The sequence below is a fragment of the Desulfosporosinus metallidurans genome (genome assembly GCF_001936615.1).
GTDB classification, from domain to species: domain Bacteria; phylum Bacillota; class Desulfitobacteriia; order Desulfitobacteriales; family Desulfitobacteriaceae; genus Desulfosporosinus; species Desulfosporosinus metallidurans.
Genome location: NZ_MLBF01000001.1, coordinates 105,023 through 124,342, shown reverse-complemented (window position 1 = coordinate 124,342; position 19,320 = coordinate 105,023). Strand labels below are relative to the sequence as shown.

General features: G+C 46.1%; 22 protein-coding genes. 21 read left to right on the top strand and 1 reads right to left on the bottom strand.

Annotation, left to right across the window (positions count from 1 at the left end; all coding sequences use genetic code 11):
• Positions 1–50: 50 nt before the first annotated feature.
• The 19 genes from DSOL_RS00610 to DSOL_RS00520 all read left to right on the top strand — a co-directional run bounded on the left by DSOL_RS00610 (position 51) and on the right by DSOL_RS00520 (position 15,747).
• Positions 51–299, top strand: coding sequence for an AtpZ/AtpI family protein (locus DSOL_RS00610; protein ID WP_075363097.1), 249 nt, complete (start codon positions 51–53; stop codon positions 297–299).
• Positions 286–657 (top strand): hypothetical protein, encoded by a 372-nt coding sequence (locus tag DSOL_RS00605; protein WP_075362962.1) that lies wholly within the window; start codon positions 286–288, stop codon positions 655–657. Before DSOL_RS00610 ends, DSOL_RS00605 begins: the two co-directional genes overlap by 14 nt.
• A 31-nt stretch (positions 658–688) precedes the next feature.
• Complete coding sequence (gene atpB / locus DSOL_RS00600) at positions 689–1,405, top strand: F0F1 ATP synthase subunit A (RefSeq protein WP_075363096.1); 717 nt, start codon at positions 689–691, stop codon at positions 1,403–1,405.
• 95 nt (positions 1,406–1,500) lie between these two features.
• Positions 1,501–1,731 (top strand): F0F1 ATP synthase subunit C, encoded by a 231-nt coding sequence (atpE, locus tag DSOL_RS00595; RefSeq protein ID WP_075362961.1) that lies wholly within the window; start codon positions 1,501–1,503, stop codon positions 1,729–1,731.
• A 111-nt stretch (positions 1,732–1,842) separates the two neighbouring features.
• On the top strand, positions 1,843–2,340 hold the full coding sequence (atpF, locus tag DSOL_RS00590; protein WP_075362960.1) for a F0F1 ATP synthase subunit B: 498 nt from the start codon (positions 1,843–1,845) through the stop codon (positions 2,338–2,340).
• The gene (gene atpH / locus DSOL_RS00585) at positions 2,337–2,903 is read left to right on the top strand and encodes an ATP synthase F1 subunit delta (RefSeq protein ID WP_075362959.1); all 567 of its coding nucleotides are present in this window, start codon (positions 2,337–2,339) and stop codon (positions 2,901–2,903) included. Before atpF ends, atpH begins: the two co-directional genes overlap by 4 nt.
• A 4-nt stretch (positions 2,904–2,907) precedes the next feature.
• Positions 2,908–4,416, top strand: a complete 1,509-nt coding sequence (gene atpA / locus DSOL_RS00580; RefSeq protein ID WP_075362958.1) for a F0F1 ATP synthase subunit alpha — start codon at positions 2,908–2,910, stop codon at positions 4,414–4,416.
• 24 nt (positions 4,417–4,440) lie between these two features.
• Positions 4,441–5,286, top strand: coding sequence for an ATP synthase F1 subunit gamma (gene atpG / locus DSOL_RS00575; RefSeq protein WP_075362957.1), 846 nt, complete (start codon positions 4,441–4,443; stop codon positions 5,284–5,286).
• Positions 5,287–5,322: 36 nt separating this feature from the next.
• Positions 5,323–6,720 (top strand): F0F1 ATP synthase subunit beta, encoded by a 1,398-nt coding sequence (gene atpD, locus DSOL_RS00570; protein ID WP_075362956.1) that lies wholly within the window; start codon positions 5,323–5,325, stop codon positions 6,718–6,720.
• Positions 6,721–6,723: 3 nt separating this feature from the next.
• Complete coding sequence (locus tag DSOL_RS00565; RefSeq protein ID WP_075362955.1) at positions 6,724–7,131, top strand: F0F1 ATP synthase subunit epsilon; 408 nt, start codon at positions 6,724–6,726, stop codon at positions 7,129–7,131.
• 307 nt (positions 7,132–7,438) lie between these two features.
• Positions 7,439–8,101 (top strand): hypothetical protein, encoded by a 663-nt coding sequence (locus DSOL_RS00560; RefSeq protein WP_075362954.1) that lies wholly within the window; start codon positions 7,439–7,441, stop codon positions 8,099–8,101.
• Positions 8,102–8,212: 111 nt separating this feature from the next.
• On the top strand, positions 8,213–9,463 hold the full coding sequence (murA, locus tag DSOL_RS00555; protein ID WP_075362953.1) for a UDP-N-acetylglucosamine 1-carboxyvinyltransferase: 1,251 nt from the start codon (positions 8,213–8,215) through the stop codon (positions 9,461–9,463).
• A 148-nt stretch (positions 9,464–9,611) separates the two neighbouring features.
• Positions 9,612–10,553, top strand: a complete 942-nt coding sequence (spoIID, locus tag DSOL_RS00550) for a stage II sporulation protein D (protein WP_075362952.1) — start codon at positions 9,612–9,614, stop codon at positions 10,551–10,553.
• A gap of 80 nt (positions 10,554–10,633) precedes the next feature.
• On the top strand, positions 10,634–11,377 hold the full coding sequence (locus tag DSOL_RS00545; protein ID WP_075362951.1) for a M23 family metallopeptidase: 744 nt from the start codon (positions 10,634–10,636) through the stop codon (positions 11,375–11,377).
• Positions 11,378–11,479: 102 nt separating this feature from the next.
• Positions 11,480–11,728 (top strand): sporulation transcriptional regulator SpoIIID, encoded by a 249-nt coding sequence (gene spoIIID, locus DSOL_RS00540; RefSeq protein ID WP_009619498.1) that lies wholly within the window; start codon positions 11,480–11,482, stop codon positions 11,726–11,728.
• A gap of 212 nt (positions 11,729–11,940) precedes the next feature.
• The gene (gene mreB / locus DSOL_RS00535) at positions 11,941–12,924 is read left to right on the top strand and encodes a rod shape-determining protein MreB (RefSeq protein ID WP_075362950.1); all 984 of its coding nucleotides are present in this window, start codon (positions 11,941–11,943) and stop codon (positions 12,922–12,924) included.
• 149 nt (positions 12,925–13,073) lie between these two features.
• Positions 13,074–13,799 (top strand): WecB/TagA/CpsF family glycosyltransferase, encoded by a 726-nt coding sequence (locus tag DSOL_RS00530; RefSeq protein WP_075362949.1) that lies wholly within the window; start codon positions 13,074–13,076, stop codon positions 13,797–13,799.
• A gap of 45 nt (positions 13,800–13,844) precedes the next feature.
• The gene (locus tag DSOL_RS00525) at positions 13,845–14,567 is read left to right on the top strand and encodes a sigma-70 family RNA polymerase sigma factor (RefSeq protein ID WP_075362948.1); all 723 of its coding nucleotides are present in this window, start codon (positions 13,845–13,847) and stop codon (positions 14,565–14,567) included.
• On the top strand, positions 14,560–15,747 hold the full coding sequence (locus DSOL_RS00520) for an anti-sigma factor domain-containing protein (RefSeq protein WP_075362947.1): 1,188 nt from the start codon (positions 14,560–14,562) through the stop codon (positions 15,745–15,747). Before DSOL_RS00525 ends, DSOL_RS00520 begins: the two co-directional genes overlap by 8 nt.
• Before the next feature lie 47 nt (positions 15,748–15,794).
• On the opposite strand, the gene DSOL_RS00515 is transcribed toward DSOL_RS00520, so the two are convergent.
• Positions 15,795–16,940, bottom strand: coding sequence for a glycosyltransferase (locus tag DSOL_RS00515; protein ID WP_075362946.1), 1,146 nt, complete (start codon positions 16,938–16,940; stop codon positions 15,795–15,797).
• A 126-nt stretch (positions 16,941–17,066) separates the two neighbouring features.
• On the opposite strand from DSOL_RS00515, the gene fabZ reads away from it, so the two are divergent.
• Both fabZ and DSOL_RS00505 read left to right on the top strand, forming a co-directional pair.
• Positions 17,067–17,507: a 3-hydroxyacyl-ACP dehydratase FabZ gene (fabZ, locus tag DSOL_RS00510; RefSeq protein WP_075362945.1), complete on the top strand. Its 441-nt coding sequence runs from the start codon at positions 17,067–17,069 to the stop codon at positions 17,505–17,507.
• Positions 17,504–19,303, top strand: coding sequence for an O-antigen ligase family protein (locus DSOL_RS00505; protein ID WP_075362944.1), 1,800 nt, complete (start codon positions 17,504–17,506; stop codon positions 19,301–19,303). The genes fabZ and DSOL_RS00505 overlap by 4 nt, the downstream gene beginning before the upstream one ends.
• Positions 19,304–19,320: the final 17 nt, after the last annotated feature.

Here is a 19,320-nt window from a genome sequence, read left to right as displayed (position 1 = left end):
TAGCTCAGGCAAGCAAAAATCAACGAAAAGTCTAGTTGACTCGTTCTAAAATGACTGAAAAGGGATTAGATGCAGTGAACAAGAAAGCATGGCAAAAAGGCGTCGCGGTCGGATCAAGCATTGCTTCATCGTTGGCAGGATTGGTCGGGGGAGGATTTTTGCTAGGGCGTTATCTAGATGCACGCTGGAGCACTCGGCCATGGTTAACAATAATTTTAATGTTAAGCGGATTGGCACTCGGAGGGGGCTATCTTGTTATCACTTTAAAAGAGTTTGGGGCATCAAATGATGAAGAGTAGCTTCGTAGCCTTATGGAGTGGAACGGCTTGTGTGTTGATTGTGATAGCAATAACAGGCCAACCGACCTTTATGGGTAGTTTGGTTGGATACTGGGTAGGATTTGGATATACTATTTGGTTTCGTCGCGATGTGCTGCGCAGTTCAGAACTTGATACTCGGTCAGCGCTCGGGCAGATGCGGCGGAGCTTATTGGCTCGATTGGGTATGATCACTCTTGTTGTCGTGGCTGTCGCTCGCTTCCAAGCGAGTTGGCTCTACAGCTTAGCGTTAGGGATTGCTTTCGGGGTGATAGCTTCATTCATCACCGTTGCAATACATCAAAATTCAGCAGAAAGGGGTGATAAAAAAAGTGCATAAAGAAGAGCTAGTTTTGTGGCATTTGGGAAATATGACGTTTCACGCTAAGACATTAATTATGACCTGGACTGCCATGGCTGCGATCTTGTTGTTCTGTTATCTTGGGGTACGGCATTTAACCAGCGGTAAACCTGGTAAAATGCAAAATGTCTTAGAGTGGATTGTTGATTTCGTCCGTAATCTTGTATCCGATAACATGGACGATGAAAAGGGACGCCCACTGCTAGGTTATTTGTTAACGTTAATCTTGTTTGTTTTCTTTTCCAATATGCTTGGTCTCATCCCAAACTTTACATTTAACCTTTTTGAACATTTCCACATAGAATTTGCCCAATTAAACAAGATTTTCGAGGGGCCATCGTTGCAGTCACCAACCGCTGATATTAACACAACAGCGTCTCTTGCCTTGTTAACCATTATTTTAGTCGTTTCCTTAGGTATTAAGTATAAGGGAGTCCATTATTTCCATCACTTTATAGAACCCAATCCAGTGTTCGTTCTCATTCACGCCATTGACTTGATTTCCAAACCGATGACACTGGCCTTTCGTCTTTTCGGAAACATCTTTGCCGGTGAAATTCTACTTAAGGTTATTCTTATGCTTCCGGGAATCTGGGTGTTGCCTGGGATTATTCCGACGACAATTTGGCTGGCCTTTAGTATTTTTATCGGATCCATCCAATCGTACGTGTTTGTGGTACTGACTACAGCTTACATATCGCAGGCTGTTACGGCTACAGAACATTAGGCGGTTCATTTTGGTGTCATTTTTCAGTGATCTTTTAGGCTCACTGAGGGAATAATACTTACAAATTATTGGAAACAAGAAAGGAGGAAATTCCCATGGACGTATCTGCTGCTGCTGCCCTTGGTGCAGGGATTGCTGCTGGATTAGCAGCCCTTGGAGCATCAATTGGTAATGGTAATGTTATTAGCAAAACGGTGGAGGGCATTGCTCGCCAACCTGAGGCTAAAGGGACATTGCAAGCTACCATGTTTATTGGTGTTGGTTTGATCGAGGCTTTGCCACTCCTTAGCTGGGTTCTTGCTCTGTTGCTTATGTTTACAAAGTAAGTTCGTGTACTGGGCTAAGAATACGGCCCATCTTAATTCAAGGGGGAACGAGAGTTCCCCCTTGAAAAAAATCATCCCGACGTCAATCAGACTCGAGAGGGGGGTAGACCATTGGGTGGGAATCCTATTCAATTTGACTATACGGTATTAGCTACGGTCTTATCTTTCCTGTTGCTCGTTTGGCTGCTCAGTAAAAAAGCTTGGGGTCCGCTGATGAAAATGATGGAAGAACGGCGGAGCAACATCGAATCCATGCTTGCTCAGGCAGAAAATGAACGACAACAGGCAGAGCAAATAAAACGCGAATACCAAGAAGAAATGCGTAAAGCTCGCCAAGAAGCCCAAGAAGTGATTGCTAAGGCTACAAAGGTAAGCGAAGCACGCTCAGCTGAAATCTTAGCTGAATCCCACGTAGAAGCTGAGAAAATCAAGAAATCTGCCCTTGTTGATATTGAACGCGAACGTGATCGGGCGATTTCTGAGGTTAAAGCTCAAGTTGCCGATTTGTCAGTCCTAGTGGCTGAAAAGATTATTCGACAAAAGCTTGACATGAAGGGCCAAGGACAGCTCATTGAACAATTCATTCAAGAAGTAGGGGATATGCAATGATAAATGGATCACTTGCTCGAAGGTATTCTCAGGCCTTGTTTGAAATTGCCTCCGAGACGTCCCTTGATCCGATTGATACCGATTTGCGTGAACTTACAAAGCTGGTGGAAGAAAATGCTGAGGTTAAAAACGCCTTGCTTCATCCCCATATTTCTCTAAGCGTTAAAAAATCCATTATGGACAAGTTATTGGGAGAAGATTTTGGTGAAATAACTCGTCGTTTCTTCTACCTTTTGATTGACAGGAAGAGAGAAAACCTCTTGCCGCTCATTCAACGTGAGTTTACTCGGTTGGCTGATGAGGCGCGTCAAGTCGTGGAAGCGAAAGTTACTAGTGCCATAGAGCTGAGTGCTTCTCAACTTGACGAACTAAAGAAGGCCATTGGACGACTGACAGGAAAAGACGTCCGCATAATAAGCGAAGTTCGAGGTGAACTCATAGGTGGGGTTCTTGTGCAGGTCGGAGATCGTGTGATGGACGGGACCATCGCCCATGCTTTAAATAAAATGCGTGAGGATTTACGTAGAACCTCGGAGAAACCTCAGGAAGTAGGGGTGAAATAACAGGATGAACTTGCGTCCAGAAGAAATCAGTTCTATTATCAAACAGCAAATCGAACGCTATGAGACGTCTGTCGATATCATCGATGTGGGGACAGTTATCCAAGTCGGGGACGGAATTGCCCGTGTTTACGGTTTAGAAAAGGCCATGGCTGGTGAGCTTTTAGAGTTTCCCGGCAACATTTACGGGATGGCCATGAACCTTGAAGAAGACAATATCGGTTGTGTTATTCTGGGATCTTACTTAGGAATTAAAGAGGGTGACCAGGTCAAGAGGACAGGCCGGATTGTGGAAGTTCCAGTGGGCGAGGCTTTAATTGGTCGTGTGGTTAATGCCCTCGGTCAGCCAATTGACGGCAAAGGAGAAATTGCGACCGATAAATTCCGCTCGATTGAAAACAAAGCTTCTGGGGTTGCAGCTCGGAAATCCGTGCATGAACCGTTACAAACCGGTCTTAAATCGATTGATGCCATGGTTCCCATTGGTCGCGGTCAGCGTGAGTTGATCATTGGTGACCGTCAAACCGGTAAAACTGCGGTGGCCATCGATACGATCATCAACCAAAAAGGGCAAGACATCATTTGTATTTATGTTGCTGTCGGACAAAAAGCGTCAACCGTTGCCAGCGTCGTTAAGACGTTAGAAGATCACGATGCCATGTCCTATAGTATAGTAGTAGCGGCTACCGCATCTGAACCTGCCCCAATGGTCTATATTGCTCCTTATTCTGGCTGCACTATGGGCGAAGAATTCATGTACAATGGCAAGCATGTTTTGATTGTCTATGATGACCTTTCTAAACAAGCTGTCGCATACCGTGAACTTTCCTTGTTACTCAAACGGCCTCCTGGTCGAGAAGCATATCCGGGAGACGTTTTCTATCTCCACTCTCGTTTGTTAGAGCGTGCTGCTAAGCTGTCTGATGAACTTGGTGGCGGGTCTATGACTGCGCTCCCAATAATCGAGACTCAAGCAGGTGATGTGTCCGCTTATATTCCGACAAACGTGATTTCTATCACAGATGGTCAGATCTTTCTTGAAGCTGACCTCTTCAACTCGGGATTCCGGCCTGCTATTAACGTAGGTATTTCCGTCTCGCGGGTAGGGGGTTCCGCTCAAATTAAAGCAATGAAGCAAGTCGCAGGACAACTTCGTTTGGATCTTGCCTCATATCGTGAGTTGGCAGCCTTTGCTCAGTTTGGATCGGACTTAGATAAAGTCACCCAAATGCGGCTCACGCGTGGTCAGCGGACACTGGAAATTCTCAAGCAGGGCCAGTATACACCTTCGCCTGTTGAAGAAGAAGTCGTAGTTATCTACGCGGCAGTTAAAGGATTTATCGACGAGCTTGATGTAGACAAAATCGGGAAATTTGAAGAAGAATACCTGCGCTTCATGCGCTCCGTGAAGGCTGACCTGTTGGAAAAGATTCGAACTGAGAAGGCGCTCTCCAAGGAAATGATCGCCGAGCTTGAAAAAGCGATTAATGAGTTCAAGCAGGGATTTTTGGCCTAGATTAAAAAGGAGTAGGTGAACGAGGTGGCAGGAGCACAAGATATTCGTCGTCGGATTCGCAGCGTTCGCAATATGCAGCAAATCACCAAGGCGATGAAAATGGTATCCGCGGCCAAACTCAGGAAAGCCCAACTAAAACTTAACGCTGCTCGTCCCTATGCACGCCAATTGCAAGGGGTCTTGGAACGCCTAGCACAGGCTCCGGTAGATGCTATTCATCCGCTCTTGAAAAAGCGGCCTGTGCAAAAGGTGGTTTATGTGCTGATAACTTCGGATCGAGGTCTCTGCGGAGGGTACAATGCCAACCTCATTCGGAAGACCAGTGGACTAATTGCCGAAACACAGCAAGAGGTTAAGTTGGTGACTGTAGGCCGCAAAGGTCGAGATTTCTTCCGGCGCGGTAAAATTGAGTTTTTGGCTGAGTATACGGGACTTGGTGACGATCCGAGTTATAATAAAGCCAAAGAGATTGCCCAGGAAGTGGTTCGCCTTTATGAGCAGGGCGAAGCGGATGAGGTGTATATCTTATATACCGAATTCGTCACTGCGATGACTCAGAGACCCTCGCAAATCAAATTACTTCCGATCGAACAACCTGAAGGCAAACAAGGTAAACAGTACATTTTTGAGCCGTCTGCTGAAGATATCCTGAACAGTCTGTTGCCTAAGTATGTTGAAACGCAGATCTTTCGGACGATCCTAGATGGAAAAGCGAGTGAGCAAGGGGCTCGAATGACGGCAATGAGTTCGGCTACGGATAATGCCAAGGATATGATTGAGAAGTTATCGCTGGCGATGAATAGAGCCCGACAAGCGGCGATCACGACTGAAATATCCGAAATCGTCTCAGGAGCAGCTTCCTTAGAATAAGCTGCTGGAAATACCCAAAAAGGAGGTTTCGCGCCTGTGAATATCGGCAAGGTTTTGCAAGTTTTGGGAGCGGTAGTTGACGTTGAGTTTAAGCCCGACCAACTGCCGGCAATATATAGCGCCATTCAGATTAAGGTTCCTGAGCAGAACCTTAACATAACCTTAGAGGTAGCTCAACATCTCGGAAATAACACAGTACGTACGGTTGCAATGTCCTCTACGGATGGGTTGCAACGGGGTATTGACGCAATCGACACTGGGGCACCGATAACGGTACCTGTGGGCCCAGCAACGCTGGGAAGAATGGTTAGTGTGTTAGGTGAGCCTATTGATAATGCTGGAGAAGTCAACTCCGACACCCATTATCCGATTCATCGACCCGCACCAGCGTTTGCGGATCAAGAACCTTCGACTCGGATATTGGAAACGGGAATTAAGGTCATTGACTTACTAGCTCCGTACTCTAAGGGCGGAAAAATCGGACTTTTCGGTGGCGCCGGCGTAGGCAAGACGGTACTTATTATGGAACTAATCAATAATATTGCTAAAGAACATGGTGGACTTTCCGTATTTGCTGGTGTTGGTGAACGGACACGTGAAGGAAACGACCTCTGGAACGAAATGAAGGAATCCGGCGTTATCGACAAAACGGCCATGGTGTTCGGTCAAATGAACGAGCCTCCAGGTGCGCGTCTACGAGTTGGTTTAACGGGTCTGACCATGGCGGAATACTTCCGTGATGATCAAGGCCAAGATGTGCTTCTTTTCATTGACAACATTTTCCGTTTTACTCAAGCTGGTTCAGAGGTTTCGGCTCTGCTAGGTCGGATGCCTTCGGCAGTAGGATATCAACCAACCTTGGCTACGGAAATGGGTCAATTACAAGAGCGGATTACTTCCACTCATAAAGGATCGATCACTTCGGTTCAAGCAATCTATGTACCGGCTGATGACTTGACAGACCCAGCTCCGGCAACTGCATTTGCGCATTTGGACGCAACTACGGTTTTGTCCCGTTCAATTGCTGAAATCGGGATTTACCCAGCAGTGGACCCCTTGGATTCTTCGTCACGAATCCTTTCACCTTTGGTGTTAGGAGAAGAACATTATGCTGTGGCAAGACGTGTTCAGCAGATCCTGCAGAAATATAAAGAGTTGCAAGATATTATTGCCATCCTTGGTATGGATGAGCTTTCTGAAGAAGAAAAACTCATCGTGTCGAGGGCACGTAAGATCCAACGTTTCCTTTCCCAACCGTTTCACGTGGCTGAAGCATTCACGGGTTCGCCAGGAAAATATGTGCCATTAAAAGAAACAATTCGTGGCTTTAAAGAAATTGCGGATGGAAAATACGATCACTTGTCTGAGGCCGCCTTCCTTATGGTTGGACCCATAGAAGAAGTGATCGAAAAAGCCAAGACATTGGGGGAATAAGCCATGGCAGGAACATTCTCACTGCGAATTGTCTCTCCTGAAGGAAATGTCCTGAAAGAAGAGGTCGAGTTTGTTGTTCTTCCCGGTGGAGCAGGTGAACTAGGAATTCTACCCAATCACGCACCGTTAATTGCTGGACTTGACATCGGTGTAGTCCGCTACACGCTTAATGGCAATGTTAAGCGATTGGCGCTTGCCGGGGGATTTGTCGAAGTTGCGGATAACTCTGCAACCGTACTTGCAGATACAGCTGAGTTGAGCGAGGAGATCGATCTTCCTCGTGCGCTAGAGGCTAAAGAGCGGGCGATGAAACGATTGTCGGCTTCTTCTAGTGAGACTGATATCAAGCGAGCTGAATATGCGTTACGCAGAGCGGTGGCTCGTATCAATGCCTCAGAAGGTTCAAAATAGGCCCTCAAATTTAGGGATTTGGTTACCGTGAAAAAAAGGCCCTTTCAAGAAGGCCTTTTTTCTTTGTCCAGTTTATCCACTTCCAAGACTCGCACTTCTATAAGTGGGAGTGGGTATTCCGTGCTCTGCTTCGGTGGAGGTAGACTCCCCCACTGAAGTCTCGATGTTCAGCTTTAGCTGAACGAGTTCACTATGGAAATAAAGCAAATGTACTATAATTCAATTTTGCCAGGTCAAGTATGTTAGCTTTCTCATTATTTGGTAAAGCTATGGCTAAAACCATAGGAATGAGAAAGAGGTTTTCAACGTGCTTGTTGGACAATTAGAGCCAAAACGCAGTTTCTACAGAAATAGTATGACCATACTTGTCGTATGCATTTTTCTCATAAGTTTGGGGCGGGCTGCTTTTCAGATGATGACGCCAACTCTAGATGCCCGTATGCTCTCTTCAACGGCAGTCCCCATGCTCATTAATTCAGGGATTGTCCAGTCAAAGGAGGCAGAAGTAAAGGTCGTTCTTTGGTTTGAACAAGGAGATATTCCACTTGAAATTTGGGCAAAACGACCGATGCCGGATTGGGTTTGGTACTCAAAATCCCTTCAAACGGAGAGCGGAAAAGTAGCCGTAACTCTTTCTGGTAGTCATATTGTGAATAAAAACGAGGAAACAAATCTATATACGTGGTATACTACTATGGCACAACAACTTGCCAAAGTAGGAGGAAAGATTTATATTGATGAACGTGTTCCTCAAGCAATAGACATTTCTGCTTATCTAAGCCAGATAAATGCTCTTCCTGCTCAATGGTCCCTATTAGGAAATACGGTTTCCATTGCAGCCTATCACAGCAACTTAAAGACGAAGGTTTGGGCCGGGCAAGACCGGATTAACATACAACTTCTTTGTCGCGGTAAGAACAACGAGGGGCAAACAGTCCTAGCGATGCCCGCTTTGCTAGAAGAATTTTAGTGTGCTTTTTAACGAAAATAGTCGAATTTAAGCAGGATAAGTGGCGGTTCAAAGAGAATATTAATAAGTCCGGAAGTAATTATAATCTGAGATAGGGGGTGTCTTCAGAATTTGAGTAAGTTTTCAATAACAGGCGGCAAATCGCTAGAAGGAACGATCACCGTGAGTGGGGCAAAAAATGCCGTACTTCCAATTATTGCTGCTAGTTTACTATGTGCCGAACCCATTCAACTAGATGACGCTCCGGACCTGTTGGATGTTAATGTAATGAATCAGGTTATTTCGGCCTTGGGTGCAACGGTTGAGCGTAACGGTTCAACGTTGAAGATCCATGCCCATGAGATAGATTGTATTGAGGCGCCCTATGACCTTGTTTCTCAGATGAGAGCGTCTATTGTCACCATGGGGCCACTGCTGGCTCGCAAGGGCCATGTTCGTATTTCCCATCCAGGTGGGTGCGCTATCGGCTCTCGTCCGATTAATTGGCACTTAAAGGGTCTAGAAGCATTAGGTGCTGAGGTCAAAATGGATCATGGATTTCTGGATGTGTCTTCAAAAGGTCTTAGGGGAGCCCGTATTTACTTAGACTACCCAAGCGTTGGAGCCACAGAAAATATTATGATGGCTGCTGCGATGGCCCATGGGACAACACTCATAGAAAATGCTGCACAAGAGCCCGAAATTGTGGACTTAGCAACGTTTCTGAACGAGATGGGAGGAAAAGTGCGCGGCGCTGGTACTAGCATTATCCATATTGAAGGCGTCAGGGAGTTTCATAGCACTTCGCATACTGTAATTCCTGATCGTATCGAGGCAGGAAGCTATCTGCTTATTGTAGCCGCAACCGGTGGAGACGTCTTAGTTCAAAATGTGATTGCGGACCATCTGAAACCCCTGATTGCCAAAATGGAGGAGGCCGGGGTTCGCATGATAGAAGAAGGGGATGGAATTCGGATTAGCGGCGATGGCGTTTATAATGCTGTCGATATTAAAACCCAAGTACATCCCGGATTTCCGACGGATCTGCAGGCCCCATTTATGGCGTTTTTAACTCGAGCCAATGGTACAGGTTTATTTACGGAAACCGTCTTTGAAAACCGTTTTATGCATGTGGATGAACTAAAACGCATGGGTGCGGATATCAAGATCGAGGGACGGAGTGCTATCGTACAAGGGATTCAACGTCTGAATGCTGCACCAGTAACTGCGACAGATTTGCGGGCTGGGGCCGCTTTAATACTGGCAGCCTTGACAGCGGAAGGGACAACTGCTATTCGAGGAATTCATCACATTGATCGTGGTTACGAAAAGGTGGAAGAAAAACTGTCTCGCATTGGTGCGGATATAGTACGCGAGGATTAGGGGGAGTCAGTTACAGTGTTCATGAGGCTTTCCATGAGGTAGAAAAAGAACAAGGGGTAGATTAATCTACTTCTTGTTCTTTTTGTATTTCATATTCCAAATCTCTTCTGCATAGATTTAGAAAAAAGCTCGTACCGCAGGAGGGTTCATGAAAAAGGAATGGGTATGGCTCGTTGCGTTATCCTTTTGTATTGTATTAATAATTCCCTGGAGTGTTTTGCGTTGGCAAAAAGAGAAGGTGATTTCAGAAGACGTGCAGATTCGAGTTTTAATGCCCAACGGAGGGGTTACAAAATCTCCTCTTGAGGAATATCTGGTAGGGGTTGTGGCCGCCGAAATGCCAGCAGAATTTGAGGCTGAAGCATTAAAGGCCCAGGCCGTTGCAGCGCGGACTTATGCAGCGAGACGGCTTAGTTCTAGTAATCAACAGGATTGTGGTTATGATGTAGATACTACTGTGCAAACCCAAGCTTGGTTGTCTGATGCTCAGATGAGGGGCAAATGGGGATGGTTAAATTATTGGCGCTATCGAGGTAAGATACAAAAGGCCGTGACAGAAACGCGCGGGATGGTCCTTGTGGCCAACGGGGAGTATATTGAGGCTTATTACCATAGTAGTAGCGGAAGAAAACCTACCGAGCGGTCGGAGGAAGTGTGGAGTTCTCCTCGTCCATATTTGCAAAACGTTAGTTCTGGCGAAGAGAACTTACAACGCTATATTAAGAGCTTTTCCTATACCCCTCAAGAGCTTTATAAAAAGTTGGGGATCATGAAATCAGCGGCTTCATTTACATTAGGTGACTTTCAGATTTTAGAAAAAACTGCGGTGGGGAGAGCCAAGACTGTTCGAGTGCTGGGCAAAGTGTATCCAGCAACCCAACTGCGAAAATTGCTAGGACTTTCTTCAACGGATATCGAATGGGTAGTGCAACCGGAGCGCCTTACTATAACGACGTATGGTAATGGGCATGCTGTAGGTATGTCACAATGGGGAGCCAACGATTTGGCAAAAGGGAATAAGAAAGTGGAAGAAATTTTGGTGCATTATTATCCGGGCACAAAGCTCATGATGTTAGGGCATAAGCAGTAGGAGTGGAATTGAATTTTAGGGATGTCGAAGTGTCTAAAAGCATCGTCATTCGGCAAGGCTAGACAGTAGAGGTGAGTCGAATGAACCGATGGAAATGGGATAAAAGCTGGATTTTGGTTTGGGGGAGTTCTCTTTTACTAGGGGGACTAATCCTTTACATTGGGTATCAAAGTGCCTTATACGAATCCTCCCAAGAGAAGGCTCAAACAACGAAGACAGTCCAAAAGGTTTCTGCAAAAATGCCAGTGAGTGTGTCAGCGGAACCCAGGGACGGGAAAGTTGCTGAGATATCAACACAGACAGAAGAACGGATAACAGTTAACGATGCTAAGATAAATCTCTCTAAAAGCTCCATTGAGGGTCAAGAAATCAGTGAAGAGAAAAAATCATCACTCAAGCAGGCGAACTTTGCCACAACAGAATTAACTATTAAAGACTTTCCCAGCCCAGTACTGGGGAAGGTACTCCGGAACGTAGGCAATTACTATTCGGAAGTCCTTGATGACTATCTCTTCCATGGGGGCATAGATTATGCCGAACCGGAGGGAGCAATAATCCGAGCTACGCATGGAGGTAGAGTCGTTTTTGCAGGACAGGATCCCATTCTCGGAAAGAAGGTGACCCTAGACTGTGGAGGGGGCTGGCTGGTCACGTTCGGAGGTCTGGATAACCTTAGTGTCAATAGTGGTGATACTATAGAGACTTTGAAAAGGATCGGACAAGTAGGGTTATTTCCTGGGGCAGAGGGGTCAAGGGATCAACCCCAACTTCACTACGAAGTATGGCATGGAGATGAAGTGCAAAGGTCAGACCCCAAGAATTAAATAACACAGTATTTACCAAGTGAGGACATCCTTTTACGGATGTCTTTTTTTGTTGAGTATGCATATAAATGTACTAAACTTGTGGACGAAGGAGGGCTTTGCATGCAAGAATATATACGCAAACGGGTGCTCGATATTGGGACCTACATCTTGGAATCGAGTGCTACAGTTCGGCAAACGGCTGATGTCTTCGGAGTTAGTAAGTCAACTGTACATAAAGATGTGACAGAACGATTACCCTTGGTGAATGAGAAGCTATCCATGGAAGTAAAGCATATCCTAGAGACCAACAAGGCGGAGCGACACATTCGCGGAGGAGAGGCAACTCGAAAAAAATATCAGGAAAATTGAAAAGTGTAGTTTTTTGGAAGAGGCAATAATCAATTACTTTAGGGAAAGTACAAAAAGTTAAAAACTTAAAAAAGGGATTAGCGATTTAATCACGAATGACTGTGAGTACTAAACTATAATAGCGAATCTCCCGTGAGGGAGATTATGCTATTTGTTTATATATTAATCTCTTGATGGACAAGCTATTGATGATGAAAGGGGTATCTCAGCTAATGTTTGGAATTGATCTGGGAATAGATTTAGGTACAGCAAGTGTTTTGGTTTACGCCAAAGGGAAAGGTATTGTATTACATGAGCCCTCCGTGATTGCGATTGATCGCAATTCTAGTAAACGTATAGCCGTCGGAGAAGAAGCCCGTTTGATGATAGGCAGAACACCTGGGAATATTGTGGCTGTACGCCCAATGCGGGATGGGGTGATCGCAGATTATCAGACCACGGAACTCATGTTGAAATATTTCATTGAGAAAGCAGGCGCTAGGCGCTGGCCTTTTTTCAGGACGAGAGTGGTTGTTTGCATTCCTTCCGGGGTTACGGAAGTCGAACAACGGGCAGTTAAACAGGCGGCTTACCAAGCCGGGGCTAAGGATGTTAAAGTGGTTGAAGAACCGTATGCAGCGGCCTTGGGAGCTGGACTCGACATTTCTGGTCCAACCGGAAGTATGGTTGTGGACATAGGTGGAGGGACAACAGATATTGCCGTGCTTTCGCTTAATGGCATCGTGGTAAAACGAAGCCTTCGGGTTGGCGGAGATAAATTTGATGAAGCTATTAGCCGGTATATTCGCCGTGAGCATAATCTCATGATTGGCGAACGTACTGCAGAAGAAATTAAAATGGCGGTCGGTTCAGCCATACCAGAGGGCCGTCCAGCAGCGGATATTGACGTGCGAGGACGGGATTTAATTACGGGTTTGCCTAAAACCATTAGAGTCAATTCCCAAGAGTGTTTTGTGGCCCTTGAGGAATCCGTCGAAACGATTGTCGCTGGAGTTAAGGAAGTTTTGGAACGGACTCCTCCTGAATTATCCTCTGATATTCTTGACAAAGGGATTATTATGACGGGAGGGGGATCCTTAATGTTCGGCTTTGATACGCGACTGTCCCGTGAGACAGGCTTGCCAGTAAGCTTAGCGGAGGATCCGATTTCCTGCGTGGCTTTGGGTACGGGCAAAGTATTAAATGGATGTTTTTAGGGTTCGAAGAATGCTTTCTAATCCAATAAGTTTAACCTTTGAAATTGTCCGGGGATAGTGGCCTTATCCGAAATGAGAACCTGTTCGGATAAGGCGTTTCCTTGGACTTTCTCATTAGGTGGAGGAAGTGTCTGAAAGGAAAGATTTTCATGAGAGTAACTATTCTAGGGGTTAACGTAGATGCATATTCCATGTTAGAAACGGTGGAGAAGATCCGTCAAGCCGTGGAAGGAAGGGTTCGGATGCGCGTGGTCACCGCTAATCCCGAAATGATCTATGCATCTGAACATGATCAGAGGTTGAAGCAGCTTATTAATACCGCAGATGTTGTGACGGCGGATGGAATTGGGGTCGTTTGGGCTGCTCGGAGGTTGGGGACTCCAGTTCAAGAACGGGTGACAGGGATTGATTTAGTTCAGGCGTTATTTCCTGCTGCTAATGCGGGGAAATGGCGGGTATTTTTTCTCGGAGGGAAACCAGGTGTGGCTGAGCAGGCGGCAAATAAGGTTCTCCAGGAATACCCAGAAATTGATTTGGCTGTGATGCATGGTTACTTTAAAGCTGAAGAAGAGTCTGGTGTCTTGGAAAGGATCGTGCATTTTCGACCTGATGTCCTACTTGTCGGGATGGGTGCACCTTATCAGGAATTTTGGGTTGCTGAACATCGCGGATTGGCAACCGTGAGTATAGGTGTTGGCGGAAGCTTTGATGCGTTGGCAGGTACTGTGATTCGAGCGCCCAAACGAATTCAGGAACTACATGTAGAATGGCTCTATCGCTTGTGGAAAGAGCCTAGGCGTTGGAAACGCCAAGCCGTTTTACCACGGTTTGTTGCGGAGGTACTTTGGCAGGGATTCCGACGGAAGACCCCCTAAAAGAGATTATTCCCTTTCGTAATAGAGAGTAGGAGGAACGAAGGCATGCCAGACTGGGAAGAACAATCGACATGGCAGCGTTTGAAAGAGGAAGCGGTAGTCCGAGAGGATTTCTTAGCCGAATCTCAGACGTTTATTCGTCATGTGGCTAGCCAGGCATGTTTCCATTCTTTGGAATGGGGACGAGATGAAGAATTGTCTGAGGCGTTGATCGCCTTTAATGAAGCTATCGATTTATTTGTAGTGGCTAAAGGGGTGCCATTTTTAGCCTATGCTCGGGTTTTGATGAAACGTCGGTTGATCGATTATCATCGAAGGCAGAAGAAGAATTTGCAGCAAGCTATATCGTTTGACCAAGAGGAAATCGGACGCAGTGTGGATGTTCATCTTGGTTTAGAAGAATTTAGGGAGCGAGAGCAGAATGTAGAGCGGGCAGCGGAAATCCAACAGTTTTCCAAGGCTTTAGAAGTGTTTCAGCTTACCATTCAGGACTTAGTTGCGGTTTCTCCAAAACACCGTGATTCACGTGAAACACTACTCCGAGTGGCTCGGGAATTAGCCTTTGATAAGGAACTGTGGTCCCAGGTTGAACAAAAAGGAAAGGTTCCCATGCAGGCCTTAGCTTTGAAAACTCAAGTGAACCCAAAGGTATTGGAACGGGGACGGAAGTATATCCTGGCAGTCGCTTTACTTATAGCGAACCAATATGACTATGTTTATCTTCGAGAATATGTACTCCCACAAGAAAGGGGGCGAAAGGATGAGTAGAATGAAAGCCGTGGTCTTGGAAAAAAACGGCTCACAATACACGGTCTTGGGAGAGAACGGCACCTTTCGCCAAGTTTATAGACGACAGGACGCTGAGGTAGGCGAAGAAATTGAGATCCGAACAGGGATAGAGATTTTTAGTGGGTTGCGTGTCTGGGCAGGAGCTGCTGCTGTTTTCCTTTTGGTCTTAACGGCCCTTTTGGGGTGGAATCTGTATCAAGCGCCGACTGCCGTCGCTTTACTCTCGGTTGATATTAATCCGAGTTTACAATTTACCATAGATGCACAGGGGCATCTTTTAAAACTTCAAACTCAAAATGAGGATGCGAAGCGTATGCTGAGTCAGATTGACCTAACGGGGAAATCGTTAGATCAGGTTTTAGAACAAGTGGTGAATCAAGCCGTGAAACAAAAATTTCTTGACTCTGAGCAGCAATGGGTTGTAGTGGGATATTCTCCGATGACCAATAAAACCGAAGAGCAGATGCCTAAAGAACTTAACAAGAATCAAATTATCGCCTGGGTCACAGAAAAAGTTGAGAAGCAAGGATTTACTCCTCAAGTGGCGGTTTTTACCCTTACTCCACAGGAACGGGAACTTGCGCAAAAGGGGGAATTGACCTTAGGGGAGTATGCACTTTGGCAGGCAGCTCAAAAAGCAGGGGTCGTGACGCGACCGGAGATGTTAAAAGAAACATCAGAGCGCGTCCGGTTACTTGATAACCCACAGGTTCAAGCGAAGATTAAAGAAGAGCAGAAAGAGAATGAATCTGGTTTGTCCTCTATGCATGGAACTTCTAAGCAAGATTTGGGAACGGTAGACAATCCAAAACCCTCTCCAGTCAAGGACCCTAATCCAAGGATTGAAAAGGGTATGAGGCAGGGGCAAGACGAAGTGAAGAACGTTCAGAAGAATCAGGAGAAAAATCACGAGATTAATCAGAAAAACAATCAGAAAAATAATCAAGAGAACAATCAAGAGAACAATCAGGTGAAGGAACACGGTCAAACGCAGTCCAAGGAGCTAGATCAAACTAAAAGTAGTGTGTATAAGGAGACGGAGACATCGATTTTAGAGAATAAAGGACATGACGCATCCCGGAACAGCGAAATTTCTAAGAATCAAGACGATGAAGGTAAAAATGGCGAGAGTGGACGGGATGAACACCAGAACCGTTAACTGTAGAAGAAAGGTTGAGCGAATTTCGCTCAACCTTTCTTCTGCAGTTATTTAGTATTCCGTGAGCTTCCGACAGAACGAGTGGCTTTATCAAGTATGCAAGTGTATACTTGCTCGGTTTCCCTGAACATAGTTTCTAGAGAAAATATCTGCCAGCGGTCTTGACCGGAGAGAACAAGGGACTTCGCCAAATTCGGGTTCTCGATGATCGAAGCACAGGCTTGGGCAAGCCCATTCACATCCCCAGAGGGAACAAGTAGCCCATCCTTTCCGGCTCGAATGACTTCAGGAATTCCTCCGACAGCAGTGGCAACAATGGGAACTCCAGCTTGCATTGCTTCAAGAAGGACTAACCCCATACCTTCACTAACCGAGGGCAGGACGAATAGGTCCATCGCAGGGAGAGTTTCATGGGCCTTGGGGAGGTATCCAGTTAGGGTATAGGGAAGAGCAAGATGTTGGAGCTCTAATTCTAGTTCTTGACGAAGGGGACCCTCTCCAATGAGTAAAAGATGAAGGTTCGGAAAAGTTGAGTGCAGTAAGGTTGCTGCCTTGATTAAATGTGACTGTCCTTTAGTGGGATGGAGGCGGCCAATCGTGCCAAGGACGAGAGCATCTGCAGGAATTCTCCACTGGGTGCGGAATTGCTGGCGAGAAGAATTCCTAGCGGCAAAGGATATGGGAGCTTGGCCATTATAAATGGTGATAAGATTCTTGCCTCCCCTTGAAGCGACTTCCTCGGCCAAATACTCAGATACGGTGATAATCCCAGATGTCAAGGGAAGAGTCAGGCGGTCAAGTGCTAAAGCAATACTGGCTGACAGGGGGGAACGATAGTCATGGGCAAGGGAGCTATGGACGGTGGTTAGGGTGGGAATACCTAACCATTTTGCCCCTAACCGTCCTAGAAGATTGGCCCGGGAACCGTGGGTGTGAACAAGGTCTATCTCTTTTCGGCGGGCCCAGCGAATGAGGCTAGGAAGGGGAGAAAGGTCAAGGGGATGGCGCATCGAGAAGGTTTGTGTGGAGATCTTATTTTCCAGAGCAAGGTCTGCAAACGGCCCGTTGATTAGACAGGCCAGATGGGGGGCGAAACGCTCGCGATTTATACCCTTAAGCAGAGAAAGTACATGCTGTTCAGCTCCTCCGATTTCTCCTCCCCCAATAATATGTAAAATTTTGTAGGTTCTCATTGCTATATCTTCCCTTCAGGCTCAAACTTGGTTATACTATTTATGGGTGGGAAAAGATCTAATTCTCATCATATGCAAAGTGATCCATATCTGCAAGTTGCATGTGTATTTTAAGGAGGAATTTCGTTGTTAGAAAGTCAAGAGATCCAGGAGATTATTCCCCATCGTTATCCCTTTCTTCTGGTCGATCGTATCATAGAACTTGAAGTAGGAAAAAGGGCGGTAGGGATTAAGAACCTATCAATCAATGAGTCTTTTTTTCAGGGCCACTTTCCAGGGCACCCCATTATGCCAGGGGTTCTGATCATAGAAGCACTGGCCCAAGTCGGAACCGTGGCCATTCTTAAAATGCCGGAATATAACGGTTACTTAGGGTTGTTTGCTGGGTTAGATGGCGTAAAATTTAAGAGGCAAGTGATTCCCGGAGATCAGCTTCGCTTAGAAGTGGAACTTTTAAAGTTGCGCAAAACATTCGGCGTGGCCAGTGGTAAAGCGTATGTAGGAGATGCTCTGGCGGCAGAAGGCACCCTTAAATTCTTTCTAGAGCGGATGAACCCTGCTCAGTGATCGGTTCAACTTTACAAAAACAAGTCAGCAGAGCTAGGAGTAATACAGCACGACCCCTAGCTCTTTTTCTAACTTTTTGTGTTGTCGCTCACGGCCTTTATTTTCCACAAGAATGGATTATTTTCGGATTCGCTTTATCAGGTTATTTTTTTTTAGCTTACTCGTATCGAAGATTTAAGCTGGACACAGGGACGTCTACCGCCTTTGGACTGACAGATGCTTTGCTTTTGGGAATGTTCTTCTTGTCGATCTTTGGGGTGCTTCATCCTGTCAAAGTTAAAGACGGATTGATTGAGGCCTTGAGGTGGGGAATCTTTTGGCTTGCCTATCGGCTGGGGAATCGGATATCTTCGGATGAAACAGCAAAAGAATACTTAGTGCAATCAATTGAATGGCTAGCATTTGTTGTGGCTATCGTTGGCTGGTTGCCTTGGGTAAGCAAAGTGGCGGGAAGATTAAGTTCTGTTTTTGGTTATCCCAATGCCACAGCAGCCTTTTTGGGAGCCGCACTCTTACTCTATCCGCGTAGACTTTCTGTAAAAATTTTCTTGGGAATTTCTTTATTAAGTACAGGTTCACGTGCCGGTGTGGGGTTATTTCTAGCCGCGTTTGGGGGTCAGCAGCTCCTGTTCTGGCTAAGATCCCACAGAAGGTCTCCGATTTTAGCAATCCGTCAACGATTACAGACGAGAGGAAAAGGAACGGGTCAACGATTAAGAAACCTGTGGGTGATCTCGCTAGGGGTTACAGGGACCGTCTTCATGCTACTCTATTATAAACCGGCCTGGGAGAATTTAACGGCTTGGGGTTTTTCCTCTTCGAGTTGGCAGGAACGGCTGGCCTATTTTCAGGATGGGATAAACTTGGCTTGGCAAGCAGGGGGTTATCCCCGAGCCGGAGGGTGGATGGCCTTCCCTACCGTTCAGCACGTTCCGTATTGGACTGCTGACCCTCATTCAAGTTTAATCCATATCTTGTTAAACCAAGGGGTTCTTGGAATCTTGAGTCTAGGGATTTGGGGTTGTTACCTGTTAGTACACGTTTGGAAAACCTGGAAAAAGAAACTCCCGAAAGCGCAGCTTCAAGTGGGAGGGGCTTTACTCTTTTTGGCATTACATAGTTTGGTGGATGCGGATTTCTCCTTTGGCGCCTTGGGCTTTTTATTTTGGCTGCTTTTCGGGAGTTTCCGTCAAAGAAACGAATACCCCAATCCTCTTTTATTAAAGAGGGACAAACTTGCGATCAATCTGAGCAGCAAGGGAGCGCTGGGGTTAAGTCTAATTCTATGTCTGGCTTGTGGAAATGCACTCGTAAATCCTTCTCTCCTAGAGAAGGAGAAAAGCTGGAATACACAGGCGCGTCACTGGTCGGAACAGGACCCTGATCAGAGTATAGTGCTTTGGAATAGGAGCTTGAACTGGGATCAAACGCAAATCGGCACGCGGCGAGAGCAGGCAGAGCTCCTCTTAAGGCAAGGGGACATCAATTCCGGCTTGAAGGCTGTGGAAGAAGTACTTCACTGGCAGCCACTGGACTTAGAAGCGTATGAATGGGCCCAGTCGGCTGTTTGGGATGCTGCTGAGGTGCAGCGGCACACACAAAGGGAAACGGCCACAGTTTTCTATCACTGGGTCGAGGACGTACCGCAGAAAATAGAGAAGAAAGTCAATAACCTCACGGTTGCAGAGCGATTGCTTTGGAAGAATTACCGAAGTTTTTTGCCAACCGAACATATTAAACTCTTAGCGGATTATGCTCGGCGAAGACAACTTACGCAACCCCCGCCCAGAACATAAGTTGTGGGTAGGAGGTG

What these genes read in the sequence shown, in the direction of transcription:
- atpE (WP_075362961.1), top strand. Translation starts at nt 1,501, where the DNA reads ATGGACGTATCTGCTGCTGCTGCCCTTGGTGCAGGGATTGCTGCTGGA.
- mreB (WP_075362950.1), top strand. Translation starts at nt 11,941, where the DNA reads ATGTTTGGAATTGATCTGGGAATAGATTTAGGTACAGCAAGTGTTTTG.
- DSOL_RS00530 (WP_075362949.1), top strand. Translation starts at nt 13,074, where the DNA reads ATGAGAGTAACTATTCTAGGGGTTAACGTAGATGCATATTCCATGTTA.
- DSOL_RS00515 (WP_075362946.1), bottom strand. Translation starts at nt 16,940, where the DNA reads ATGAGAACCTACAAAATTTTACATATTATTGGGGGAGGAGAAATCGGA.
- spoIIID (WP_009619498.1), top strand. Translation starts at nt 11,480, where the DNA reads ATGCAAGAATATATACGCAAACGGGTGCTCGATATTGGGACCTACATC.
- spoIID (WP_075362952.1), top strand. Translation starts at nt 9,612, where the DNA reads ATGAAAAAGGAATGGGTATGGCTCGTTGCGTTATCCTTTTGTATTGTA.
- DSOL_RS00605 (WP_075362962.1), top strand. Translation starts at nt 286, where the DNA reads ATGATGAAGAGTAGCTTCGTAGCCTTATGGAGTGGAACGGCTTGTGTG.
- DSOL_RS00525 (WP_075362948.1), top strand. Translation starts at nt 13,845, where the DNA reads ATGCCAGACTGGGAAGAACAATCGACATGGCAGCGTTTGAAAGAGGAA.
- DSOL_RS00610 (WP_075363097.1), top strand. Translation starts at nt 51, where the DNA reads ATGACTGAAAAGGGATTAGATGCAGTGAACAAGAAAGCATGGCAAAAA.
- atpB (WP_075363096.1), top strand. Translation starts at nt 689, where the DNA reads ATGACGTTTCACGCTAAGACATTAATTATGACCTGGACTGCCATGGCT.
- DSOL_RS00545 (WP_075362951.1), top strand. Translation starts at nt 10,634, where the DNA reads ATGAACCGATGGAAATGGGATAAAAGCTGGATTTTGGTTTGGGGGAGT.
- atpH (WP_075362959.1), top strand. Translation starts at nt 2,337, where the DNA reads ATGATAAATGGATCACTTGCTCGAAGGTATTCTCAGGCCTTGTTTGAA.
- DSOL_RS00565 (WP_075362955.1), top strand. Translation starts at nt 6,724, where the DNA reads ATGGCAGGAACATTCTCACTGCGAATTGTCTCTCCTGAAGGAAATGTC.
- DSOL_RS00520 (WP_075362947.1), top strand. Translation starts at nt 14,560, where the DNA reads ATGAGTAGAATGAAAGCCGTGGTCTTGGAAAAAAACGGCTCACAATAC.
- atpA (WP_075362958.1), top strand. Translation starts at nt 2,908, where the DNA reads ATGAACTTGCGTCCAGAAGAAATCAGTTCTATTATCAAACAGCAAATC.